Source organism: Jiangella endophytica (assembly GCF_003427025.1).
GTDB classification, from domain to species: Bacteria; Actinomycetota; Actinomycetes; order Jiangellales; family Jiangellaceae; genus Jiangella; species Jiangella endophytica.
The window spans coordinates 22,370-40,812 of sequence record NZ_QVAI01000010.1 but is presented as its reverse complement, the minus strand read 5'-3'; the positions used below and the strand labels follow the sequence as shown (position 1 = coordinate 40,812).

Genomic DNA, 18,443 nt, shown 5'->3' with positions numbered 1-18,443 from the left:
GACTCCTCCAGAGTCCCCTCAGCAACAGCTCACGACCTATCAGCCGGGTGCGGTCATGAGGCCCGGCGGGTACGCGATCGTGGCGGCGTACGGGTTCGGCGTCCTGATGAACCTGTGGTTCTGGGCGTTCGTCACCGGTGCCGAGGTCGACTACCAAGACGGCTCCATCTCCTACGTCCCTGGCGCTCCCATGCTGGAGAACTTGCACCCCCGTCGCCGAGTGCACCCCGCCGCGGAGGTCGAATGCGGAGCCTTCGTCAGGCGGCGCGCCGACGTCGGGTGGGTTCTGACGTCTGCCGGGCGGGGTCCGGCGACACCGTCTGCGCGTACTTCCCGGGCGTGCACCCGAACCGAGAGGCGAACGCGGCGATGAACGCGCTGGTTGCGGAGTAGCCGACGGCTCCCGCAGCGTCGGCGACCGATCGTCCGTCGACGAGCAGGCCCGCTGCCGCGTTCAACCGCACGGAGACCCGCCAACGCCGGAAGGTCGTTCCGGTCTGCGCGGCGAACGCGCGGGAGAGGGTCTTCTCACTGACATCGAGCTCTGAGGCGAAGTCGGCGAGATCGCGGGAGTCCGCCGGATCGGCGAGGATCGCCTTCGCGACCGCCCGTGCTCGGCTGTTCGTGGGCAGTGCGACGACGTCGTCACGGGTCTCCGCACACTCAAGCACGTCGACGATGAGCCGGTGGCACAGATCACGCCGTGACACGCTGCGCGGCTCCTCGATCACATGCCACAGCAGCGAGGGCGCGAGCCGATCCGCGCCGACGGCGCAAGGGTGCGCCCAACGGGCTCCGGCGGGCCGGAGCCGCGTGTCGGCGTAGACGTTGATCAGCTCACCGGGGGCGAGGATCGTCATCTCGTGCAGGATGCCTGCGGGGATCCAGGCGAAGTGCTCGCGCCGTAGGTGCCACGTCGATCCTCCGACCGCCAACGACATCGCACCGGAGCCCATCCAGGCAAGCTGGTCCTTCGAGTGGTAGTGCCACGGATACGTCGTGCCGGCGTCGAGGACGAGGCTCTCGATCTCGAGATTGTCCGATGTCCGTTCGACGACACCTGCAGCGTGCAACTCGGCCGCACGGGAGCGGTTGTGCCTTCCACCGGCCATGTGCCCGTCCTTTCACCGCTTCCGACGTCCGATGAGGAGCATCGCAGATTCGGATAAATAAGGCTAGCCTCACCTTTGCCTACCGCCCCGATAGGCCCGATGGAGAGGTGCCGTCATGCGTCAGTCCCCAGTCCCTCGCAGGCGTCGCGCGGCCATCGCGGCCGCCGTGCTCGCCGCGGCAGTGCTCGGCGCCTGCGGCTCGTCGTCGGAGCCGGCGGCCGAGTCGGAGAACACGGCACGGTCGGAGGCGACTGACGAGTTCCCGGTGACCGTGACGCACAAGTTCGGGGACACGACGGTGCCGGCCGAGCCGCAGCGGGTTGTCGTGGTCGGCCTCACCGAGCACGACATCGTGCTCGAACTGGGAGTGACCCCGATCGCGACCACCGAGTGGTACGGCGAGCAGCCGTACGCGACCTGGCCCTGGGCCGCCGAGCTCCTCGGCGACGCGGAACCCACGGTCTTGAGCACGGCCGACGGGTTCGAGTACGAGAAGATCGCCTCGCTGGAGCCGGACCTCATCGTCGGGACGAACGCCGGGCTGCTCCAGGAGGAGTACGACCGGCTGTCCGAGATCGCGCCGACCATCGCCAGCGTCGAAGGCTCGACGCAGTGGTTCTCCAGTTGGCAGGACCAGACCCGGCAGGTCGCCGCCGCGCTCGGACGCTCCGGCGCGGGCGAGGAGCTGATCACCAGCGTCGAGGAGGCCTACGCGGAGGCGCGGGCGGCGCATCCGGAGTTCGAGGGCCTGACGGTGACGTTCTCGCAGGGCGGGTCGTCGGAGGGGAACCTCTACGTCTATCCGGACGGGCTGAACACCGACTTCCTCACCGATCTCGGCTTCACCATGACCCCCGGGCTGGAGGCGTTCGTCCCCGACGGAGGTGAGGACGAGGGCTCCCAGGCGCTCGTCTCGGCCGAGAACGTCGGCATGCTGAACACCGACGTCATCGTGTTCGCCACGGAGACGGCTGACGCGATCGAGCCGCTGCTCGAGTTCGGGACGCTGGCCGACCTCGACGCCGTGAAGGGCAACCGCGCGGTCTATACGGACGGGATCCTGGCCGGCGCGATCTACTTCATGACGCCGCTGAGCCAGAAGTACGTGATCGACGAGCTCGTGCCGCGGCTGGAGGACGCGGTGGCCGGCGAGGCGCCGCAGAGCGTCGAGGGCTGACCATGGCCGCACCGGCCGACGCGTCGCCCGGGCCCAACACGGAGCGACGCGCCGGCCGTCAGCAGGTGAGCGGGCCGCCGGCACGTCGCCGGGCGGCCTGGATCGTGGTCGCGGCCGGCGTGCTGCTGGCCGTCTGCGTCGCCAGCATCGTGCTGGGGTCGAAGCCGATCCCGCTCGGTGAGGTGGTCGACGCGCTCGCACATCCGGACGCCGGCGGCGAGAACGCGCGGATCGTCCTCGACCTGCGGCTGCCGCGAACCGTTGCCGGCATCGTCGTGGGCGTCGCGCTCGGCCTCGCCGGTGCCCTCATCCAGGCGTTGACCCGCAATCCCCTCGGCGACCCGGGACTGCTGGGCGTCGACGCCGGCGCGGCGGTGTTCGTGACGATCGGGGTGGTCGTGTTCGGCACCGTGACACCGGTACAGGATCTCGCGTTCGCGGTAGCCGGCGCACTGGTGGTGACGGCAGCGGTCGCCGGGATCGGGTCCGTGCGAGGCGTGGCCGACCCGATCCGGCTGACCCTCGCCGGGATGGCGGTCGCCGCCGTCCTCACCGGTATCACCACCGCGCTCATGCTCCTCAACCCCGACGCGTTCCATCGGCTGCGGGGCTGGAACGCGGGCAGTCTGGTCGAACGGGGGTGGGAGGTGGTGCTGCCCGTCACCCCGTTCCTCGCCGCCAGCGCCCTGCTGGCCCTCGGGCTCGCTCGCGCGCTGAACTCCGTCGGTCTCGGGGAGGAGGCCGCGGCCGCCCTGGGCGTGAACGTGGCGCGCACACGGCTGTTGAGCGTGGTCGCCATCACCGTGCTCGCGGGCGGTGCGACCGCGATCGCCGGCCCGATCGCCTTCGTCGGGCTGATGGTGCCGCACGTGGCGCGGTGGCTGACCGGCCCGGACCAGCGGCGGATCCTGCTGCTCTCGATGCTGCTCGCGCCGACGCTGGTGCTGCTGTCCGACGTCGTCGGCCGGCTGGTGCTCGCGCCCGGCGAGCTGCCGGTCGGGGTCGTGACGGCGTTCATCGGGGCGCCCCTGCTGATCGCGCTCGCGCGACGGGCGAGGGCGAGCGCGCTGTGACCGGAACCCGCACGAGGCCCGAGCCGATCGACTTCGGCGCTGCCCACGTCGTCATGCGCCGCGGCAGTCTGTCCGCCCGTCTGCACCTGCGCACGCTCGTCGTGTGCCTCGCGCTGACGGTGGCCGTTGCCGTCGCCGCGATCGTCGCCCTCTGCCTCGGTGACCTGCCGCTCTCCCCCGCCGAGGTGGTCGCCGGGTTGTTCGGCGCCGACGACGGTCTCTCCGGCACCGTCGTGCGCGAGTGGCGACTGCCGAGGACGACGGCGGCGGTGCTGTTCGGGCTGGCGCTCGGCGTCTCCGGCGCCGTGCTGCAGACGCTCACCGCGAACCCGCTCGCCAGTCCCGACGTGGTCGGCATCTCCAGCGGCTCCTATACCGGCGGCCTGATCGTGATCGTCCTGCTGGGTGGTGGGTTCGCGGCCACGGCGACCGGCGCCCTGATCGGCGGACTGGCGACGGCGGCCGCCGTGTACCTGCTGGCCTACCGCCGGGGTGTCCAGGGCTTCCGGCTGATCATCGTCGGCATCGGCGTCGGCGCCATGCTCGCGGCGCTCTCGACCTACCTGCTGCTGCGCGCCCGAGTCGAGGTTGCCATGACCGCCACCGCATGGGGTGCGGGCTCCTTGACACCGGTCGGGTGGCCGCAGCTGGTCCCCGCTGCGGTCGTCATCGTCGCGGCACTGTTCCCCCTCGTCGTGCTGTCGCGGCCGCTGCAGCAGCTGGAACTCGGCGACGACGCCTCCCACGCGCTCGGCGTCACGGTCGAGCGGTCGCGGCTGGCCCTGCTCGTGTGCGCGGTCGCGCTGACCGCTGTGGTGACCGCCGCGGCCGGGCCGATCGCGTTCGTCTCCCTCGCAGCCCCACAGATCGCCCGCCGGCTCACCGGCGGCGCCGGCATCTCCCTCGCCGCGGCCGGCCTCCTCGGCGCGCTGCTGCTGACGGTGTCCGACACCGTCGCCCAGCACGCCCTTCCCGTCCCCTTCCCCGTCGGGGTGATCACGGTCGTCATCGGCGGCTGCTACCTCGTCTGGCTCCTCGTCCGTGAAGCCCGGAGAACCCCATGACCACAGCACGCCTGCGCGCCGAGGCGATCAGCGCCGGTTACGACCACACGACCATCCTCGACGCTCTCTCGCTCGATGTCCTGGACGGGTCGTTCACCGTGATCGTGGGCCCGAACGCGTGCGGCAAGTCGACCCTGCTGCGCGCGCTCACCCGGCTGCTGCCAGCGACGGGCGGTCACGTACTGCTGGACGGCCGCGCCATCTCAACGTACCGGCCGAAGGAGATCGCCCGCGAGCTCGGCCTGCTACCGCAGACCTCGGTTGCCCCCGACGGCATCACCGTCGCCGATCTCGTGGCCCGTGGCCGCTACCCGCACCAGGGCGTCCTGCGCCGGTGGAGCCCCGAGGACGAGGCCGCGACCGCCGCCGCCATCGCCGCGACCGAGATCACCGACCTGTCCGCGCGCCGCGTCGACGCCCTCTCCGGTGGCCAGCGCCAACGGGTCTGGGTCGCGATGGCGCTCGCCCAGCAGGCGTCGATACTGCTGCTCGACGAGCCCACGACCTTCCTCGACATCGCCCACCAGATCGACCTCATGGAGCTGTTCACCGACCTGCACCGGACCGGCACCACGATCGTCGCCGTCCTGCACGACCTCAACCAGGCCAGCCGCTACGCCACCCACCTCGTCGCCATGAAGGACGGCCGCATCGTCGCCCAGGGCGAACCCGGCGCCGTCGTCACCGCCGACCTCGTCGACGAGGTGTTCGGGCTGTCCTGCGTCGTGTATCCGGACCCGGTGACCGGAACGCCGACCGTCGCGCCGATCGGACGCGCAAAGGAGCGCGCAGCATCGATCGGGCGCACCCAGTCGACGAGCGCCGCCGCCGACGGCACCGCTCGCGTTCCTGGTGCCACCGAAAGCTAGGCGATTCCGTCTCAGGCGCTCGCCAACGAATCGGGCCTGACCGGCCGTTCGACGATCCAGAGGACACCGTCGGAGTCGACGTCGATGTGGATGTCGCGGCGGGCGCCGGGAGCATGGTCGGCGACCGGCTCCGAGAGGTGTGGTGGGCTCGGGTGAAGGTCGAGGCGGCGGCTTCTGGTCTCACCCCGCCGGGTGACCCGTGGTCGTTGCGGAGGCGGAACCCGGGTGGGCTGAGCGGGTGGTTCGATCGCATGACAGGCTGACGTGGCGTCGACAGCGCACAGGCGCTCGCCAAGGTACGGATGCGGATCGCGAGGTCGCCGAGTTCGACGGGGCGGGATGAGCGTTACTGAGTCGAGGCCCGTGATTCCCCGGCCGCTTCGTGGGTCGGGCCCGACTCGGCAGTGGTCCCCCGAGGGCTGCCGCTGATCGCGGCCGTGGAGGCTCACCTTCAACCCACCGAGCTCGTGGTTCGTGAGGGAGAACGACGTTCGGTCAGACGAGATGCGCCACGTCGTTGATGCGGGCGTCGCAGTGCCTACGCCGTCGTCGAGACGGAGTCGCTTGCCGGCCATACGCCTCCGCCTGTCGGGGCCACGAGGTCGGGTCCGTGACGTCGAGGGCGAGGGCTCGCCCGTCCCCGCGAGGCCGGTCGGCCGCCGAGCCGTGGCGTAGACCGTCGCCCCGCGGGCAAGGAGCTCGAGCACGAAGTGGCGCCGGAGACCGCGGTTCGCGCCGGTGACCAGCGCGGTCGCGGTGTCGAGCCTCATCGGCCGGAGTCCTCCGGACCGTGCCAGCGGAACGGGTCGTCCTCCAGCGCGGCGCGGTCCCAGTGCGCGAGGTTCGCGGCGGCCTCGTAGGTGGAGTGGAGGAACTCGGAGACCGCCCGGTCCGGGTCCGGTGCGGCGCGAGCGGCCTCGTAGGGCAGCAGGAACTGCTGGAACTCAGTGCTGTAGAACGCGCCTTCGGGACCGATCGTCTGGTCGGCGAACCCGTCCGGCACGGGGTAGGCGTAGGAGTAGAACGCGCCTTCCTCCCCACCGCCGGGCCAGAACCCGCAGCTGGACAGCTCGCGGGAGTACCCCTCGACCATGACCCAGTCCCCGCAGTTGGGCACCCCGCCGGGGTGCGGCGGGGCGGACCGTCCGGAGAAGCGGGTGCAGGCGAGGTCCATCCCGCCCCAGAAGAAGTGCACCGGGCTGACCTTGCCGACGAAGTGCGACCGGAACTCGCCGATCACGCGGTTCGCCTGCAGCAGTTGGCGCCAGAACAGGGTGACGGCCTCGGCGTCGTAGGACGCGTGGTGGTGGTCGTCGGCGAACGGGATCGCCGGGTCGACCTCGCTGGGCAACGGCCGGATCTGCGCCTCGATGCCGAGCCCGCCGAGCACGTCCAGGAGCCGGGTGTAGAACTCCGCGACCGACATCGGCTGCAGCGGCAGGCTCCGTGTGCCGCCGTCGCTGCTGCGGACCTCCAGCCGATGGCCGACGACGTCGAACTCGATCTCGAACGCCCCGCCGCGGTAGGGGATGGTCGAGGTCGTCAGCCCGCGCGGGCTGACGTAGAGGGTCACCTGCCACCAGTGGTTGAGCAGCGGAGCGTGCTTCATGCGGATCTTGCCCACGATCTGCGTCCACATGTGCAGGGTCTCGCGAGTGGGGGTCCAGTCCGAGACCCGCAGGCTCGGCCACGTCCTCGCCGAGGTCATCGGTACTCCGGGTTGGCGTGGGCGGGTTGAGTACCGGCGTCCCAAGCGGTGCGCTGATTGCCGTAGGCCGGGATCCCGCCCGCGGCGCGGATCATCGACGCGAGGTGGAGCAGGTTGTACGTCATGAACGCGATGTTGCGATTGGTGAAATCGTTCTCCGGCCCGCCGGAGCCCTCGTCGAGGTAGGACGGGCCGGGGCCGACCTCGCCCAGCCAGCCCGCGTCGGCCTGCGGCGGGACAGTGAACCCGATGTGCTGCAGGCTGAACAGGATACTCATCGCGCAGTGCTTGAGCCCGTCCTCGTTCCCGGTGAGCAGGCAGCCGCCGACGCGCCCGTAGTAGGCGTACTGGCCCTGGGTGTTGAGCACGCCGGAGTAGCCGTAGAGCCGCTCGATGACCCGGCGGGTCACGGAGCTGTTGTCGCCCAGCCAGATCGGTCCGCCGATGACGAGGATGTCGGCGGCCAGGACCCGCTCCAGCAAGGCGGGCCACTCGTCGCGCTCCCACCCGTGCTCGGTCATGTCCGGGCGGACGCCGGTGGCAATGTCGTGGTCGACGGCGCGGAACTGGTCCACGAGAACCCCGTTCGCCTCCATGATCGCCACGCTGCGGTCGATCACGCCCTGCGTGTGACTGGGGTCGGGCGAGCGGTTGAGCGTGCAGTTGACGTACAGCGCGCGGAGCCCGGAGAAGTCGGGCCGCTCGACGAGGGAGCCGGTCATGGGGTCCTTTCGCGGACGTGCTGTGGTGCGCGGTGCCGCCTCGGATGCGGCGGCACCCAGGTGCCGAGTGTCGGGCACCGCGGCGCCCGGCGGATCGGTCGATGAATCGGTCAGAGGCGGAGCGGCTACTTTTGGTTCATGGAGCTGCTCGGGCGGCGCGTCGAGACCACGACGCTGGACGGGCTGCTGGCGCGGGCGGCGGACGGTACGGGATCCGGGCTCGTCGTCTGGGGCGAGCCGGGGATCGGCAAGACGGCCTTGCTCGACTATGCCGTCGAGACGGCCGCCGACGCGACGGTGCTGCGCTGCCGGGGCACCCGGATGGAGGCGGGCCTCGCGTTCGCGGCGCTGCACGAGCTGCTGTGGCCAGTGCGGGAACGCCTGGAGTCGCTCCCCGAACCGCAAGCCGCGGCCCTGCGCGGGGCGCTGGGAATGAGCGGGGACCCGGCCAACCGCTTCCTGATCGGCGCGGCTGTGCTGTCCTTGGTCTCCGCCCTGGCCCGGGAACGGCCGGTGCTCGTCGCGGTGGACGACGCCCAGTGGGTCGACGAGGCGACCGCCCATTGCCTGGGATTCGTCGCCCGGCGGGTGCGGACCGACCCGGTCGTGCTGCTCTTGGCCGCCCACGAGGACCCCTCCTCGGGGCCGTGGGAGGGTCTGCCGTCGATGGAGGTCGTTGGCCTGGCCGACGACGACGCGCGGCGGCTGGTCGAAGCGGTGGCGCCGGAGGCCGGAGAGGCGCTGGTCGGCGACACGGTGCGGGCTGCCGGCGGCAATCCGCTGGCCCTGCACGAGCTGCCCACTCTCGATCGCGAGGATTCCCTCTCGGCTGGGGTCCCCGTCGGGCCGCGGCTACGCCGGGCGTTCTGCGCGCGGGCCGAGGCGCTGAAGCCCGCGACCCGGGCGTTGCTGCTGCTGGCCGCAGCCGAGGACCGGGGCGACCGCCGCCTCGTGCAGCGGGTCGGCGCCGGTTGGGGCGTCGACTCGTCCGCCTGGGACGAGGCCCTGCACTCCGGGCTGCTCGAGGCGACCGGCGCCCGTCTGAAGTTCCGGCATCCGTTGGTCCGGGCGGCGCTCTACGACGGAGCTCCCTTCGCCGAACGCCAGGCCGTGCACCAGGCGCTCGCCGCGGGCCTGCCGAGCGACGCCGTCGAGGAACGGGCCTGGCACTTGGCGGCCGCCGCGGACACGGTGGACGAGCACGTCGCCGGGCTGCTGGAGCAGACGGCGCAGCGGTGCCTGCGGCGCAGCGCCGGTCCGACGGCGGCGCGGGCGCTCCAGCGGGCCGCCGAGCTGTCGCCGGAGCCCGCGGACGCCGCGCGCCGGCTCGCTGCCGCCGCCCGTGCCGCTTGGGACGGCGGCAACGCCGCCGCGGCGCAGCGGCTGCTCGCGGACGCGGAGAGCCTGGTCGGCGTGGAACCGGTGGTCCGGCTCAGCGGGGGGCTGCGCGGGATCCTGGAGTTCAGCCACGGCGTGGTCGATCGTGCCCACCACTACCTCGCCGGCGACACAGCGCTCGTCGCCGGCGGCCGCGCCGCGGTGGAGCTGGGCGCGGTGGCGGTGCGGGCGGCGTGGTCGGCGGGGCGGATCGAGCTCCAGCAAGAGGCGCTGGACCGGCTGTTCGCCCTCCGCGCCGACGACGACCCGGACCTGTCGCCGGTCATGCCCACGCTGCGGGCCTGGTGGGCCTGCTACGACGAGACCGGCGGGACCGGCGGAGTCGCCGCCGCGCCCCCGGGCGGAAGCAGCGACACGGTCGGCCTGCTCGGCACCGTGCCCTGGGAGCTTCTCCCGCCAACGCTCCTGGTCTGGGCCTGGGGCGCCGAGGGACCCCTGCGGGACGTACTCGGCCTCCAGGTCGCCCAGCTGCGCCGCCGCCACGAGCTCCCCGCGCTGGCGATGGTGCTCTCCCAGACCGCGGTCCTCGACCTCTCCGCCGGGCGCTGGAGCATCGCCGCGGACACGGCGACCGAGGCGCTGCAGCTGGCCGAGGAGGTCGGCGCGGACCACGTGGCCACCCAGTGCCGGCTCTGCCTGGCGAGCCTGGCCGCGGGCCGTGGCGACGAGGCCGTCGTCGAGCAGAACACCGCCGGCGCGCTGCGGCGCTCGGTCCCACACGGCGTCCGGGCGCTGAGCGCGTCGGCGTACTGGGTCCGCGGGCGGGCGGCGCTGTTCGGCGGGCGGCCACAGGAGGCGCTGCAGCACCTGACGCCGCTCGACGAACCCGGTCACGAGGCCGCCCACCGCACGATCGCCCTGCTCGCCGCGCTCGACACCGCCGAGGCGGCGGCGCAGGTCGGGCGGGCGGACGTGGTCGAGTCCCGGGGCGCGCTGGTCGATGCCTGGGCCCGGCGGACGGGCGCGAGCTGGGCCCGCGCGGCCGGCCACCGGCTCCGCGCTCTGGCCGGATCAGACGCCGAGCGCCACTACCAGGCGGCCCTCGAGGTGGGCGCGGGCGACGACCCGGTCGAGCACGCCCGGACCCGGCTGCTCTACGGGGAGTGGCTGCGACGGGCGCGCCGTCGGGCGGACGCCAGGGAGCAGCTCGGCGGGGCCGCCGAGGTGTTCGGCCGGGTGGGCGCGGCACCGCTGCAGGCGCGGGCGCTGCGTGAACTCGAGTTGGCCGACGGGTCGAGCACCGGCCAGGACACGGCAGGGCTGACCGCCCAGGAGCTGCGGGTCGCCCGGCTGGCCGCCGAGGGCCTGACCAACCGGGAGATCGCGGCGCAGCTGCTGATCAGCCACCGCACCGTCGGCCACCACCTGTCCAACGTCTACCCCAAGCTCGGGGTCACCTCGCGCGTCGAGCTCGCCGAGATCGACGTCACCGGGGACCTCCGCCTCCGCAGATGACCGATTGCGTGTCCGATTCGCCCGGGCCCGATCCCCTCGTAGGGTCCAGGCTCATGACAGGCCTCAGTGCGCGCACCCTCAGGTTCGGGAACCAGGCGCCGGTCCCGTGGGGCCGGGACGTGCCCCTCGGGCAGGAGGGTCCGATCACCGGCCTGTACGTGGTGATCGCCTCGTGAGCTGGGACGCGACCGACAGGACCGGCGCCGCTGTGACGATCGGGCTCGAGGAGACGATCCCGGTGGGCGCCTACGTCGTCGGGCTCGGCGACGGGCCGCAGGTCGGCAGGGCCCAGTTCGTCGATCCACCCGGCACGGCAGGCGAGCGGATCTTCTTCCACACCGAGGTCGACGAGGAGTACGGCGGCCGCGGCCTGGCCGGCCTGCTGCTGCGGGAGGCGCTCGCGGACAGCATCCGCAGGAAACTCACCGTGGTGCCCGTGTGCCCGTTGTTCGCCCGCCACCTGAATGCCCACGGCGACGAGTTCGTCGCCGCCGGGGGCGCGTTCCGCCGCCCGACCCGCGACGACCTCGCGGTGGTGGCGCGCGCGGCACGGGGCGGGGCATGAGATGCGTCCGGCGCTGGACAAGGTGATGCCCGAGGCGTGGCAGGCCGCGCAGGCGTTCGCGACGGCGATCCGGGACGCGGCGTCGGCACGAGGGCTCTCGGCGCGGGAGGTCGAGCTGATCAAGGTCCGCGCGTCGCAGCTCAACGCGTGTGCATTCTGTCTGGACCTGCATTCCCGTCAGGCGCGGCAGGCGGGGATCGGGCAGCAGAAGCTGGACCTGTTGGCCGCGTGGCGGGCGGCTGGGCTGTTCGAGGAGCGGGAGCGGGCGGTGCTCGCGGTGGCGGAGGCCGCGACTGTGCTCCCCGTGACCGACGAGGCGGAGGCCGACCTGCTCAGCGCCCGATCGGTCCTCGGCGCGGATGCATTCGTCGCGGCCGAGTGGGTGGCGGCCACGATCAACGCGTTCAACCGGATCTCGATCCTCAGCCGGCATCCGGTCCGGCCCCGCGACAACGAAGGGAGGGTCGTCCGATGACGAACCTCGAGGCCCGGCCCGACCTGGAGGTCCTGGACCGCGCGCAGCCGTGCACGGCGGTCGAGGTGCTCGAGCCGCGCCCGGTACCCCTCGGGGGCGTGCGGGCGACGTCGGTGTACCGGACGCTCCCACAGCGGCGGAGGTCGTTGGTGGGGGCGTGGTGCTTCCTCGACCACTACGGCCCCGATGACGTCGCGGTCACTGGGGGGATGCACGTGCCGCGGCATCCGCACACCGGGCTCGCGACTGTGTCGTGGCTGTTCAGCGGGCGCGTCGAGCATCTCGACTCCGGCGGCACCGCGGCCTCGGTCGTGCCGGGTGAGCTCAATCTGATGATCGCGGGGCGGGGCATCACCCATCAGGAGCTCAGCGCCGCGGAGACGCGGACCCTGCACGGCGTGCAGCTCTGGTACGCGCTGCCGGACGAGACGCGGTTCGGCGAGAACGCCTTCGCCCACCACGCGCCTGAACCGGTGACGCTGCCCGGTGTCACGGCACGGGTGTTCATCGGGGAGCTCCTCGGGTCCGCGTCCCCGGTCGAGACGCGGACGCCCGACCTCCTCGGTGCCGAGCTGATCCTCGACGCCGGCGCCACGGCCCGGCTGCCCGTGCGGGCGGACTTCGAGCACGCCGTCCTCGCCGAGAACGCGGAGGTCACAGTGAGCTCCGCCGCCGTCGGACATCGATCGCTCGCGTTCGTCCCGCCCGGCGCCGACACGCTGGTCGTCACGGCGGGTGACAGGGAGGCCCGCGTGATCCTGCTGGGCGGCGTCCCACTGGACGAGCAGATCGTGATGTGGTGGAACTTCGTCGGCCGCGACCACGACGAGATCGTCGAGTTCCGGCGCCGCTACCAGGCCGAGCTCGGGTTCGAGCCGGCCGATCCGCGAGACGAGAGCAAGTCCCCTCTGTTCGGCACCTTCCCACCGGACCAGCTACCGCCGCTGCCCGCTCCGCCGCTGCCGAACACGAGGTTGCTCCCGCGCAAGCAGTAGGTCCCGTCAGCCCTCCGAGCGCGCGGCGAGCGCCATCGGCTCGTCGGTGGCGACGCTGATCAGCAGCCGGCACCGAGCGGACCCACGGAAAGTCGCCTTGACCGTCGACTGAAGACGCCTGCCACCCGAAATGCTCCCCCGCCACGACGGCATGCCGCGCACGGCGTGCGCCGCTCCCTGCCGCGCAGCGACACGTGCCGGCGAGGCGCCGGCCCGGACGAGCATGATCATGGGCCGGCGCAGCCGCGGGTCGCCGAACCCTCAGCCCTTCCGCTTCTCGATCTCCGCGGTCGCTTGGGGGAGGACGGTGTGGAGGTCGCCGACGACGCCGAAGTCGGCCATCGCGAAGATCGGTGCTTCGGGGTCCTTGTTGACCACGACGATGGTCTTGGAGGTCTGCATGCCGGCCCGGTGCTGGATGGCGCCGGAGATCCCGGCGGCCAGATACAGCTGGGGGGAGACGGTCTTGCCGGTCTGCCCGACCTGGTAGGCGTGCGGGTACCAGCCCAAGTCGACGGCGGCGCGGGAGGCGCCGACGGCGGCGCCGAGGGCGTCGGCCAGCGCCTCGACCGGGGCGAAGTCACCACCGGTGCCACGCCCGCCGGACACCACGATGGAGGCTTCGGTCAGCTCCGGCCGGCCGGTCGCCGCGCGCGGCGCGCGGTCGACGATGCGGGCCCTCGTGGCCGCCGCGGTGAACGCGACCGCCACCTTCTCCTCCACCGGGGTCGCGGGTGCGGGTTCGGGGGTGACCGCGTTCGGTTTCACCGTGATCACCGGGGTGCCGGTGGTGACGGCCGCGGTGACGGTGTACCCGCCGGCGAACACCGACTGCGTGGTCGACAGGTCGGCGGCAACATCGACCGCGTCGGTGATCACACCCGAACCCAGCTTCACCGCCAGCCGGGCCGCGATCTCCTTGCCCTCCGGGCTGGACGTGACCAGCACCCCCGCCGCGCCGGACGAGGACGCGATGTGGGCCAGCGCCTCGGCCTTCGGCACCACCAGGAACTGCTCGAACTCGCCCGCCTCCACCACATACACCTTGCCCGCGCCATGGGCGCCCAGGGTGTCGCGGGCCGCGCCATACCCCGACCCGAGGAACACCGCGGCCGGTTCGCCCGCGCGGGCCGCCAGGGTCAGCAACTCCAGCGTGGTCTTGCGGACCTGCCCGTCGACGTGGTCGACCAGCACCAGAATCTCAGCCATCGTCACAACCCCTTCAGATGAACTTCTGGTCGGCGAGGAACTCGGCCAACCGCACGCCGCCGTCACCCTCGTCGGTCACGACCATGCCGGCGGCACGCTCCGGCCGCTTCACCACCTCACGCACCACCGACCAAGCGGCACCCAACCCCACCGTCGCGGGATCGAGGTCGAGGTCAGCCAGGCCCCACGTCTGGACCGGCTTCTTCTTCGCCGCCATGATCCCCTTGAACGACGGATACCGCGGCTCGTTGATCTGATCAGTCACCGCGACGATCGCCGGCAGGCCCGCCTCGATCGTCTCGCTGGCGGTGTCACCATCACGCCGCGCCGTCACCAACGACCCCGACACCGACAGCTCACCGACGAACCCCACCTGCGCCCACCGCAGCAGCTCGGCCAACATCGCCGGCACCACACTCATCCCACCATCGGTCGACGCCATCCCCGTCAACACCAGATCCACCGACCCGATCTTGCCGATCGCCGCCGCCAACACCCGCGCCGTCGCCAACGCATCCGACCCATGCAACGCGTCATCCACCACATGCACCGCGGCACCCGCGCCCATCTGCAACGCCTTCTTCAACGCCGCGTCCGCGCCCGCAGGGCCCACCGTCAACGCGACGACCTCGACACCGTCGCCCGCTTCGGCGATCTTCAACGCCTCCTCGACCGCGTACTCGTCCAACTCTGACAACAAGCCGTCCACACCAGCACGATCAGTCGTGTTGTCAGCAGCGAAAGACCGGTACGCGGTGGCGTCCGGAACGTACTTAACCAGGGTGACGATCCTCACAAGCCATCCTCCTCCGTGGGTCGGGGTCATTCACAGGCCGCGTAGAAACCCGCGTGACGTGCGGCCGTCACCGGCGGCTCCGCGGCGGACCCCGAGCCCTGCGTTACGCGCCGTACTCGTCACCGGCGAGGTGAAATCCCGAGGCCAGGTGCACTCAAACCGCAGCGGCTTTCCCGGTACGGCGCGGGTCGGCGCAGGCACTCATGACGCCGTCCGCTGCGATGTGCACGCCCTCATAGCTGCCGGAGTGGATGCTCCACGGGTTGCACACCTCGAGACCGACACCCCGCGAGATCACCTCGGCCCGGAGCGTCTCGTCGATGTCCGCCTCGATCGCGTAGACCGGTGGTGCCGACGGATCTCGCATGGTCCCGACCGTCGGGCCACCGAACCGCGGCCGATGGACCGAATCCTCGATATCGATCCCGAAGTCCAGGATGTTGACGGTGTTCTGCACGATGTTCGGGATGAGGGAGACCGAGGGCGAACCCGCGGCCAGCACGGGTGCTCCGTCCTTGAAGATGATGGTCGGCGCCACGTAGCAGGTGCCACGGCCACCTGGCGGCGGCAGCTGGCTCAGGAAGTGCGCGGCGCCGGCCCACAGCTGCACGCCGTCCACGAACAAGCCGTTGGTCCACGGCATGCTCATCACCGAGTGCAGGATGCTTGCCACGTTCCCTTCGCCGTCGACGACCGTCACGTGATTGGAGCCGGGGTAGATCGGCGTCCGGGTCGGGCGGGGAGCGCTCATCTTCATCATCTCGAACCGCTGCTGCGCATACTCCTTGCTCACGATGAGATCCAGCGGCACGTCGAAGAACTCCGGATCGCGCAGCTTGCCACCGTCGGCGAACACCTCACCGCAGAATCGCAGCATCCAGTACAGCGAGTCGGCGGACTCCGTCGGCGGTCCCCACTCCGTGACCGGGATCAGCTCGAGGAGATTGAGGATCTCGATGATGTGGGTACCGCCGGTGTCCGGCGGCGGTGAGGCTGCCACGTCGTAGCCCCGGTAGGTGCCACGAGCAGGCTCCATCCAGCGCACGGCGTACTCGTCGAGGTCCTTCCGGCTCAGCACCCCTCCGGCGGCCTGAACCGTCGCGACCATCTTCTCCGCGAACGCCCCACGGTAGAAATAGTCAGCCCCTCCGGCCACGAGTTGTTCCAGGGTCTCGGCGAGCGCGGGTTGGCGCAGCACTTCACCCACCTCGATCAGGCCGCCGCGGGGGAAGAACAGCTCCCGCCCCTCCCGGTAGCGGCCCAGCGTCCCGGCCTGCTCGAAGGCCATGCCGTAGAGGAACGGATAGACCTCGAATCCCTCCCGCGCGAGTTCGATGGCGGGCGCCACCAACTCGCTCCTCGGCTTCGTCCCGTGCCGGTCCAGCGCCGCCTCGAAGGCCGCCCAGAAGCCGGGCACGGCGACACTCCTGCCCGTGGTCAGGTCGTCCACGGAGAGCGACTCCAGCTTCTCCGGGCGGTTCATCGAGCCGTTGAGGTAGGTCGTCGCGCCGGTCCGCGCGTCGTAGTACAGCATGGACAGCACGCCGCAGATGGTGGTCATGTGCGGTTCGGCCACCGCTTGGACGACGGAGGCCCCGAGGGCCGCGTCGGCCGCGTTGCCGCCGGACTTCAGCACGTCGACGGCCGCCTGCGTCACGATCGGATTGCTGGTGACGGCGATGCCGTTCCGGCCGCGGGCCACCTCCTTGCGGCCGAACCTCGCCTGATCGGTCAGTCGCTTGCGTGCTGCGTCATCCACAACGTGTCCTTCCTTGAAGACCACTCGGCACTGGCCATCGTGCAGTCAGTGTCAGACGACCCGCCGGCCGATCGGTATCGACGATCGTCGCGGGTTCCATCCTCGACACGGCACGTCGGTCGCAACAACTCTCCCGGCCTTTACACCTCCCCCGCAGCCGGTCAGAGTGACAGCCGAAATGCGTCTCGACTCTCATTTCAGGAGGAGGCTCATGTTTCTCTCCGTGCCCGCCGACAGCATCGACGTCGCGCCACCGTGGGACCGGCCGCCGGACGCCTGGCTCGAGCGGCTCGACGGCATCCCCGCGGCGCTCGTGGGTGACGTCCTGAACCGGATGACGGTCATGGACGGCGGCGTCCGGCTGCTGACCGACCGGGCGACGCTGATCGGTTTCGCGTTGCCGGTCGACACGCGCGAGGGGGACAACCTGGCCGTCCATCGCGCGCTGGACGAGGCCCGCCCCGGCGACGTCCTGGTCGTGAACGGCCGGGGCGACACGACGCGCGCGCTCATCGGGGATCTCATCGGCGAGATCATGGTCGGCGCCGGCGTGCGGGGCGCGGTGATCGACGGCGCGGTGCGAGACGTGACGGCGCTCGGCGAGCTGGGACTGACGGTGTACGCACGGGCCACGACCCCCGCGGGGCCGTACAAGACCGGACCGGGCACCGTCGGCGCGACGGTGGCGGCCGGCGGCATCGTCGTCGGCCCCGGCGACATCATCATCGGCGATGCCGACGGCGTCGTCGTGGTACCGGTGAGCAAGGTCCAGCACGTGTCGGACGAGTGGCAGGCGGCTCTGGGCCGGGAGAACCAGCTGCGCTCACGCATCCGCCAGCGCCCGGGGGGCTCCTCATGACCTCCCCCGCAGCCACCTGGCGTCCGGCCGGCCGGGCGGACGACCTGCGCGCCGCGTCGCTCCGGCCGGCCCTCGCGCCCCCGCCACCGGGAGCGGTGTCGCTGGCGATGGGCGATCCCGACTTCGCGACCCCGGCCGCGATCGTCGACGCCGCGGCCCAGGCACTACGCGACGGGCACACGCACTACGCCGACCAGCAGGGCCACCCGAGCCTGCGAGCCGCGATCGCCGAGCGCCTGCCCGGGGCACGGAGCTGGACGGCGTCCGACGTGCTCGTGACGCACGGAGCCACCGCCGGCCTCGCGTCCCTGATCCTCGCGACCGTCAACCCCGGTGACCGCGTGGTCATCCCCGAGCCGGCCTACTCCCTCTACGCGGACCTCGTCGTGCTCGCCGGAGGCCGAGCCGTCCACGTCCCGCTGGCCCGGTCCCTGCACTGGGACCTCGACCGCCTCCACGCGGCGCTTCCCGGCGCCCGGCTGGTGATCTTCTCGAACCCGGCCAACCCGACCGGCGTGGTGCACACCCGGGACGAGCTACGCGCGCTGGCCGCGATGCTGGAGGGCTCGGACACCCTGGTCGTCGCCGACGAGGCCTACCATCGCTTCGTCTACGCGGGTCACGAGTTCTGCTCGGCCCTCAGCGTCGACGCTCTCGCGCACCGAACCGTCTACGTCCAGACGTTCTCCAAGACCTACGCGATGACCGGCTGGCGCGTCGGCTACCTCGTGGGCCCGCGTCCGGTCGTCGAGGCCGCCGCACTGGTGCATCGCACCGTCAACGGTTCCGTCAACACTGCGGCCCAGATCGCGGCGGTCAGCGCCCTGAGCCTCGACGACGCAGCGCTGCGGCCCATGCTGGAGGCGTACGAGCAACGCCGGAACCTGGTCGCCGACGAGTTGAGCGGAGCGAACGGAGTCGCTCTGGTCCCCCCGGAAGGCGGCTTCTACGCCTTCGTCAGGTACGAGGGCGACCACCCGTCCGTCGACGTCACGCTGGGCCTTCGCGACCATGGGGTCATCGTCAGGGCGGGGTCGGAGTACGGCCCCTCGGGCGAGGGACACGTGCGCATCTCGTTCGCGGCCGGGGCGGACGACCTCCGCACCGGGCTGCACCGGATGCGGTCGTACTTCGACCGCCGGCTCCGGAGCACGACGTGATCGCGCCCGGCCCGGCCACGACCAGCGAGGACGGACGGAGCGAGCAC

17 protein-coding genes and 1 pseudogene are annotated in these 18,443 nt (G+C 71.8%); 12 read left to right on the top strand and 6 right to left on the bottom strand.

Annotated elements, in window-relative coordinates; translation table 11 throughout:
- Positions 1 to 67: 67 nt before the first annotated feature.
- A pseudogene (locus tag DZA62_RS37640) lies at positions 68 to 208 on the top strand (ECF transporter S component); the annotation flags it as partial.
- A 49-nt stretch (positions 209 to 257) separates the two neighbouring features.
- Here DZA62_RS37640 and DZA62_RS19770 read toward each other — a convergent pair.
- A complete protein-coding gene (locus DZA62_RS19770; RefSeq protein ID WP_116950648.1) occupies positions 258 to 1,112 on the bottom strand; it encodes a helix-turn-helix domain-containing protein in 855 nt (284 codons plus the stop codon).
- A 115-nt stretch (positions 1,113 to 1,227) separates the two neighbouring features.
- Between DZA62_RS19770 and DZA62_RS19765 the strand changes: the two genes are divergently transcribed.
- From DZA62_RS19765 to DZA62_RS19750, 4 genes are read left to right on the top strand one after another with little or no spacing between them, the layout of a single operon-like run.
- A complete protein-coding gene (locus tag DZA62_RS19765) occupies positions 1,228 to 2,289 on the top strand; it encodes an ABC transporter substrate-binding protein (RefSeq protein WP_116950647.1) in 1,062 nt (353 codons plus the stop codon).
- A gap of 2 nt (positions 2,290 to 2,291) precedes the next feature.
- Positions 2,292 to 3,362: a FecCD family ABC transporter permease gene (locus DZA62_RS19760; RefSeq protein WP_116950646.1), complete on the top strand. Its 1,071-nt coding sequence runs from the start codon at positions 2,292 to 2,294 to the stop codon at positions 3,360 to 3,362.
- A gap of 53 nt (positions 3,363 to 3,415) precedes the next feature.
- Complete coding sequence (locus DZA62_RS19755) at positions 3,416 to 4,426, top strand: FecCD family ABC transporter permease (protein ID WP_116950874.1); 1,011 nt, start codon at positions 3,416 to 3,418, stop codon at positions 4,424 to 4,426.
- On the top strand, positions 4,423 to 5,295 hold the full coding sequence (locus DZA62_RS19750) for an ABC transporter ATP-binding protein (RefSeq protein ID WP_116950645.1): 873 nt from the start codon (positions 4,423 to 4,425) through the stop codon (positions 5,293 to 5,295). Before DZA62_RS19755 ends, DZA62_RS19750 begins: the two co-directional genes overlap by 4 nt.
- A gap of 766 nt (positions 5,296 to 6,061) precedes the next feature.
- Here DZA62_RS19750 and DZA62_RS19740 read toward each other — a convergent pair.
- Positions 6,062 to 7,003 carry a DUF5996 family protein gene (locus DZA62_RS19740; protein ID WP_116950644.1) on the bottom strand — a complete coding sequence of 314 codons (942 nt, stop codon included), beginning with the start codon at positions 7,001 to 7,003 and terminating at the stop codon, positions 6,062 to 6,064.
- Positions 7,000 to 7,725 (bottom strand): flavodoxin family protein, encoded by a 726-nt coding sequence (locus tag DZA62_RS19735; RefSeq protein ID WP_116950643.1) that lies wholly within the window; start codon positions 7,723 to 7,725, stop codon positions 7,000 to 7,002. Before DZA62_RS19735 ends, DZA62_RS19740 begins: the two co-directional genes overlap by 4 nt.
- A 138-nt stretch (positions 7,726 to 7,863) precedes the next feature.
- Between DZA62_RS19735 and DZA62_RS19730 the strand changes: the two genes are divergently transcribed.
- From DZA62_RS19730 to DZA62_RS19710, 5 genes are read left to right on the top strand one after another with little or no spacing between them, the layout of a single operon-like run.
- Positions 7,864 to 10,578: an ATP-binding protein gene (locus tag DZA62_RS19730; RefSeq protein ID WP_116950642.1), complete on the top strand. Its 2,715-nt coding sequence runs from the start codon at positions 7,864 to 7,866 to the stop codon at positions 10,576 to 10,578.
- A 53-nt stretch (positions 10,579 to 10,631) separates the two neighbouring features.
- Complete coding sequence (locus DZA62_RS37275; protein WP_269813905.1) at positions 10,632 to 10,754, top strand: hypothetical protein; 123 nt, start codon at positions 10,632 to 10,634, stop codon at positions 10,752 to 10,754.
- Positions 10,751 to 11,143, top strand: a complete 393-nt coding sequence (locus DZA62_RS19720) for an N-acetyltransferase (RefSeq protein ID WP_116950640.1) — start codon at positions 10,751 to 10,753, stop codon at positions 11,141 to 11,143. Before DZA62_RS37275 ends, DZA62_RS19720 begins: the two co-directional genes overlap by 4 nt.
- Position 11,144: 1 nt before the next feature.
- The gene (locus DZA62_RS19715; RefSeq protein ID WP_116950639.1) at positions 11,145 to 11,618 is read left to right on the top strand and encodes a carboxymuconolactone decarboxylase family protein; all 474 of its coding nucleotides are present in this window, start codon (positions 11,145 to 11,147) and stop codon (positions 11,616 to 11,618) included.
- The gene (locus DZA62_RS19710) at positions 11,615 to 12,613 is read left to right on the top strand and encodes a pirin family protein (RefSeq protein WP_116950638.1); all 999 of its coding nucleotides are present in this window, start codon (positions 11,615 to 11,617) and stop codon (positions 12,611 to 12,613) included. The genes DZA62_RS19715 and DZA62_RS19710 overlap by 4 nt, the downstream gene beginning before the upstream one ends.
- A gap of 261 nt (positions 12,614 to 12,874) precedes the next feature.
- Here the strand turns inward: DZA62_RS19710 and DZA62_RS19700 are convergent, their stop codons facing one another.
- From DZA62_RS19700 to DZA62_RS19690, 3 genes are all read right to left on the bottom strand, one after another.
- The gene (locus DZA62_RS19700; RefSeq protein ID WP_116950873.1) at positions 12,875 to 13,822 is read right to left on the bottom strand and encodes an electron transfer flavoprotein subunit alpha/FixB family protein; all 948 of its coding nucleotides are present in this window, start codon (positions 13,820 to 13,822) and stop codon (positions 12,875 to 12,877) included.
- 13 nt (positions 13,823 to 13,835) lie between these two features.
- Positions 13,836 to 14,618: an electron transfer flavoprotein subunit beta/FixA family protein gene (locus tag DZA62_RS19695; RefSeq protein ID WP_116950636.1), complete on the bottom strand. Its 783-nt coding sequence runs from the start codon at positions 14,616 to 14,618 to the stop codon at positions 13,836 to 13,838.
- Positions 14,619 to 14,772: 154 nt separating this feature from the next.
- Positions 14,773 to 16,377, bottom strand: a complete 1,605-nt coding sequence (locus DZA62_RS19690; RefSeq protein ID WP_157987781.1) for a gamma-glutamyltransferase family protein — start codon at positions 16,375 to 16,377, stop codon at positions 14,773 to 14,775.
- 211 nt (positions 16,378 to 16,588) lie between these two features.
- Between DZA62_RS19690 and DZA62_RS19685 the strand changes: the two genes are divergently transcribed.
- Positions 16,589 to 17,236 (top strand): RraA family protein, encoded by a 648-nt coding sequence (locus DZA62_RS19685; protein ID WP_116950634.1) that lies wholly within the window; start codon positions 16,589 to 16,591, stop codon positions 17,234 to 17,236.
- Complete coding sequence (locus tag DZA62_RS19680) at positions 17,233 to 18,396, top strand: pyridoxal phosphate-dependent aminotransferase (RefSeq protein ID WP_116950633.1); 1,164 nt, start codon at positions 17,233 to 17,235, stop codon at positions 18,394 to 18,396. The genes DZA62_RS19685 and DZA62_RS19680 overlap by 4 nt, the downstream gene beginning before the upstream one ends.
- The last annotated feature ends 47 nt before the right edge of the window (positions 18,397 to 18,443 follow it).

Coding starts and splice junctions, on each gene's coding strand:
- DZA62_RS19770 (WP_116950648.1), bottom strand. CDS start 1,112: ATGGCCGGTGGAAGGCACAACCGCTCCCGTGCGGCCGAGTTGCACGCT.
- DZA62_RS19765 (WP_116950647.1), top strand. CDS start 1,228: ATGCGTCAGTCCCCAGTCCCTCGCAGGCGTCGCGCGGCCATCGCGGCC.
- DZA62_RS19760 (WP_116950646.1), top strand. CDS start 2,292: ATGGCCGCACCGGCCGACGCGTCGCCCGGGCCCAACACGGAGCGACGC.
- DZA62_RS19755 (WP_116950874.1), top strand. CDS start 3,416: ATGCGCCGCGGCAGTCTGTCCGCCCGTCTGCACCTGCGCACGCTCGTC.
- DZA62_RS19750 (WP_116950645.1), top strand. CDS start 4,423: ATGACCACAGCACGCCTGCGCGCCGAGGCGATCAGCGCCGGTTACGAC.
- DZA62_RS19740 (WP_116950644.1), bottom strand. CDS start 7,003: ATGACCTCGGCGAGGACGTGGCCGAGCCTGCGGGTCTCGGACTGGACC.
- DZA62_RS19735 (WP_116950643.1), bottom strand. CDS start 7,725: ATGACCGGCTCCCTCGTCGAGCGGCCCGACTTCTCCGGGCTCCGCGCG.
- DZA62_RS19730 (WP_116950642.1), top strand. CDS start 7,864: ATGGAGCTGCTCGGGCGGCGCGTCGAGACCACGACGCTGGACGGGCTG.
- DZA62_RS37275 (WP_269813905.1), top strand. CDS start 10,632: ATGACAGGCCTCAGTGCGCGCACCCTCAGGTTCGGGAACCAGGCGCCG.
- DZA62_RS19715 (WP_116950639.1), top strand. CDS start 11,145: ATGCGTCCGGCGCTGGACAAGGTGATGCCCGAGGCGTGGCAGGCCGCG.
- DZA62_RS19710 (WP_116950638.1), top strand. CDS start 11,615: ATGACGAACCTCGAGGCCCGGCCCGACCTGGAGGTCCTGGACCGCGCG.
- DZA62_RS19700 (WP_116950873.1), bottom strand. CDS start 13,822: ATGGCTGAGATTCTGGTGCTGGTCGACCACGTCGACGGGCAGGTCCGC.
- DZA62_RS19685 (WP_116950634.1), top strand. CDS start 16,589: ATGTTTCTCTCCGTGCCCGCCGACAGCATCGACGTCGCGCCACCGTGG.
- DZA62_RS19680 (WP_116950633.1), top strand. CDS start 17,233: ATGACCTCCCCCGCAGCCACCTGGCGTCCGGCCGGCCGGGCGGACGAC.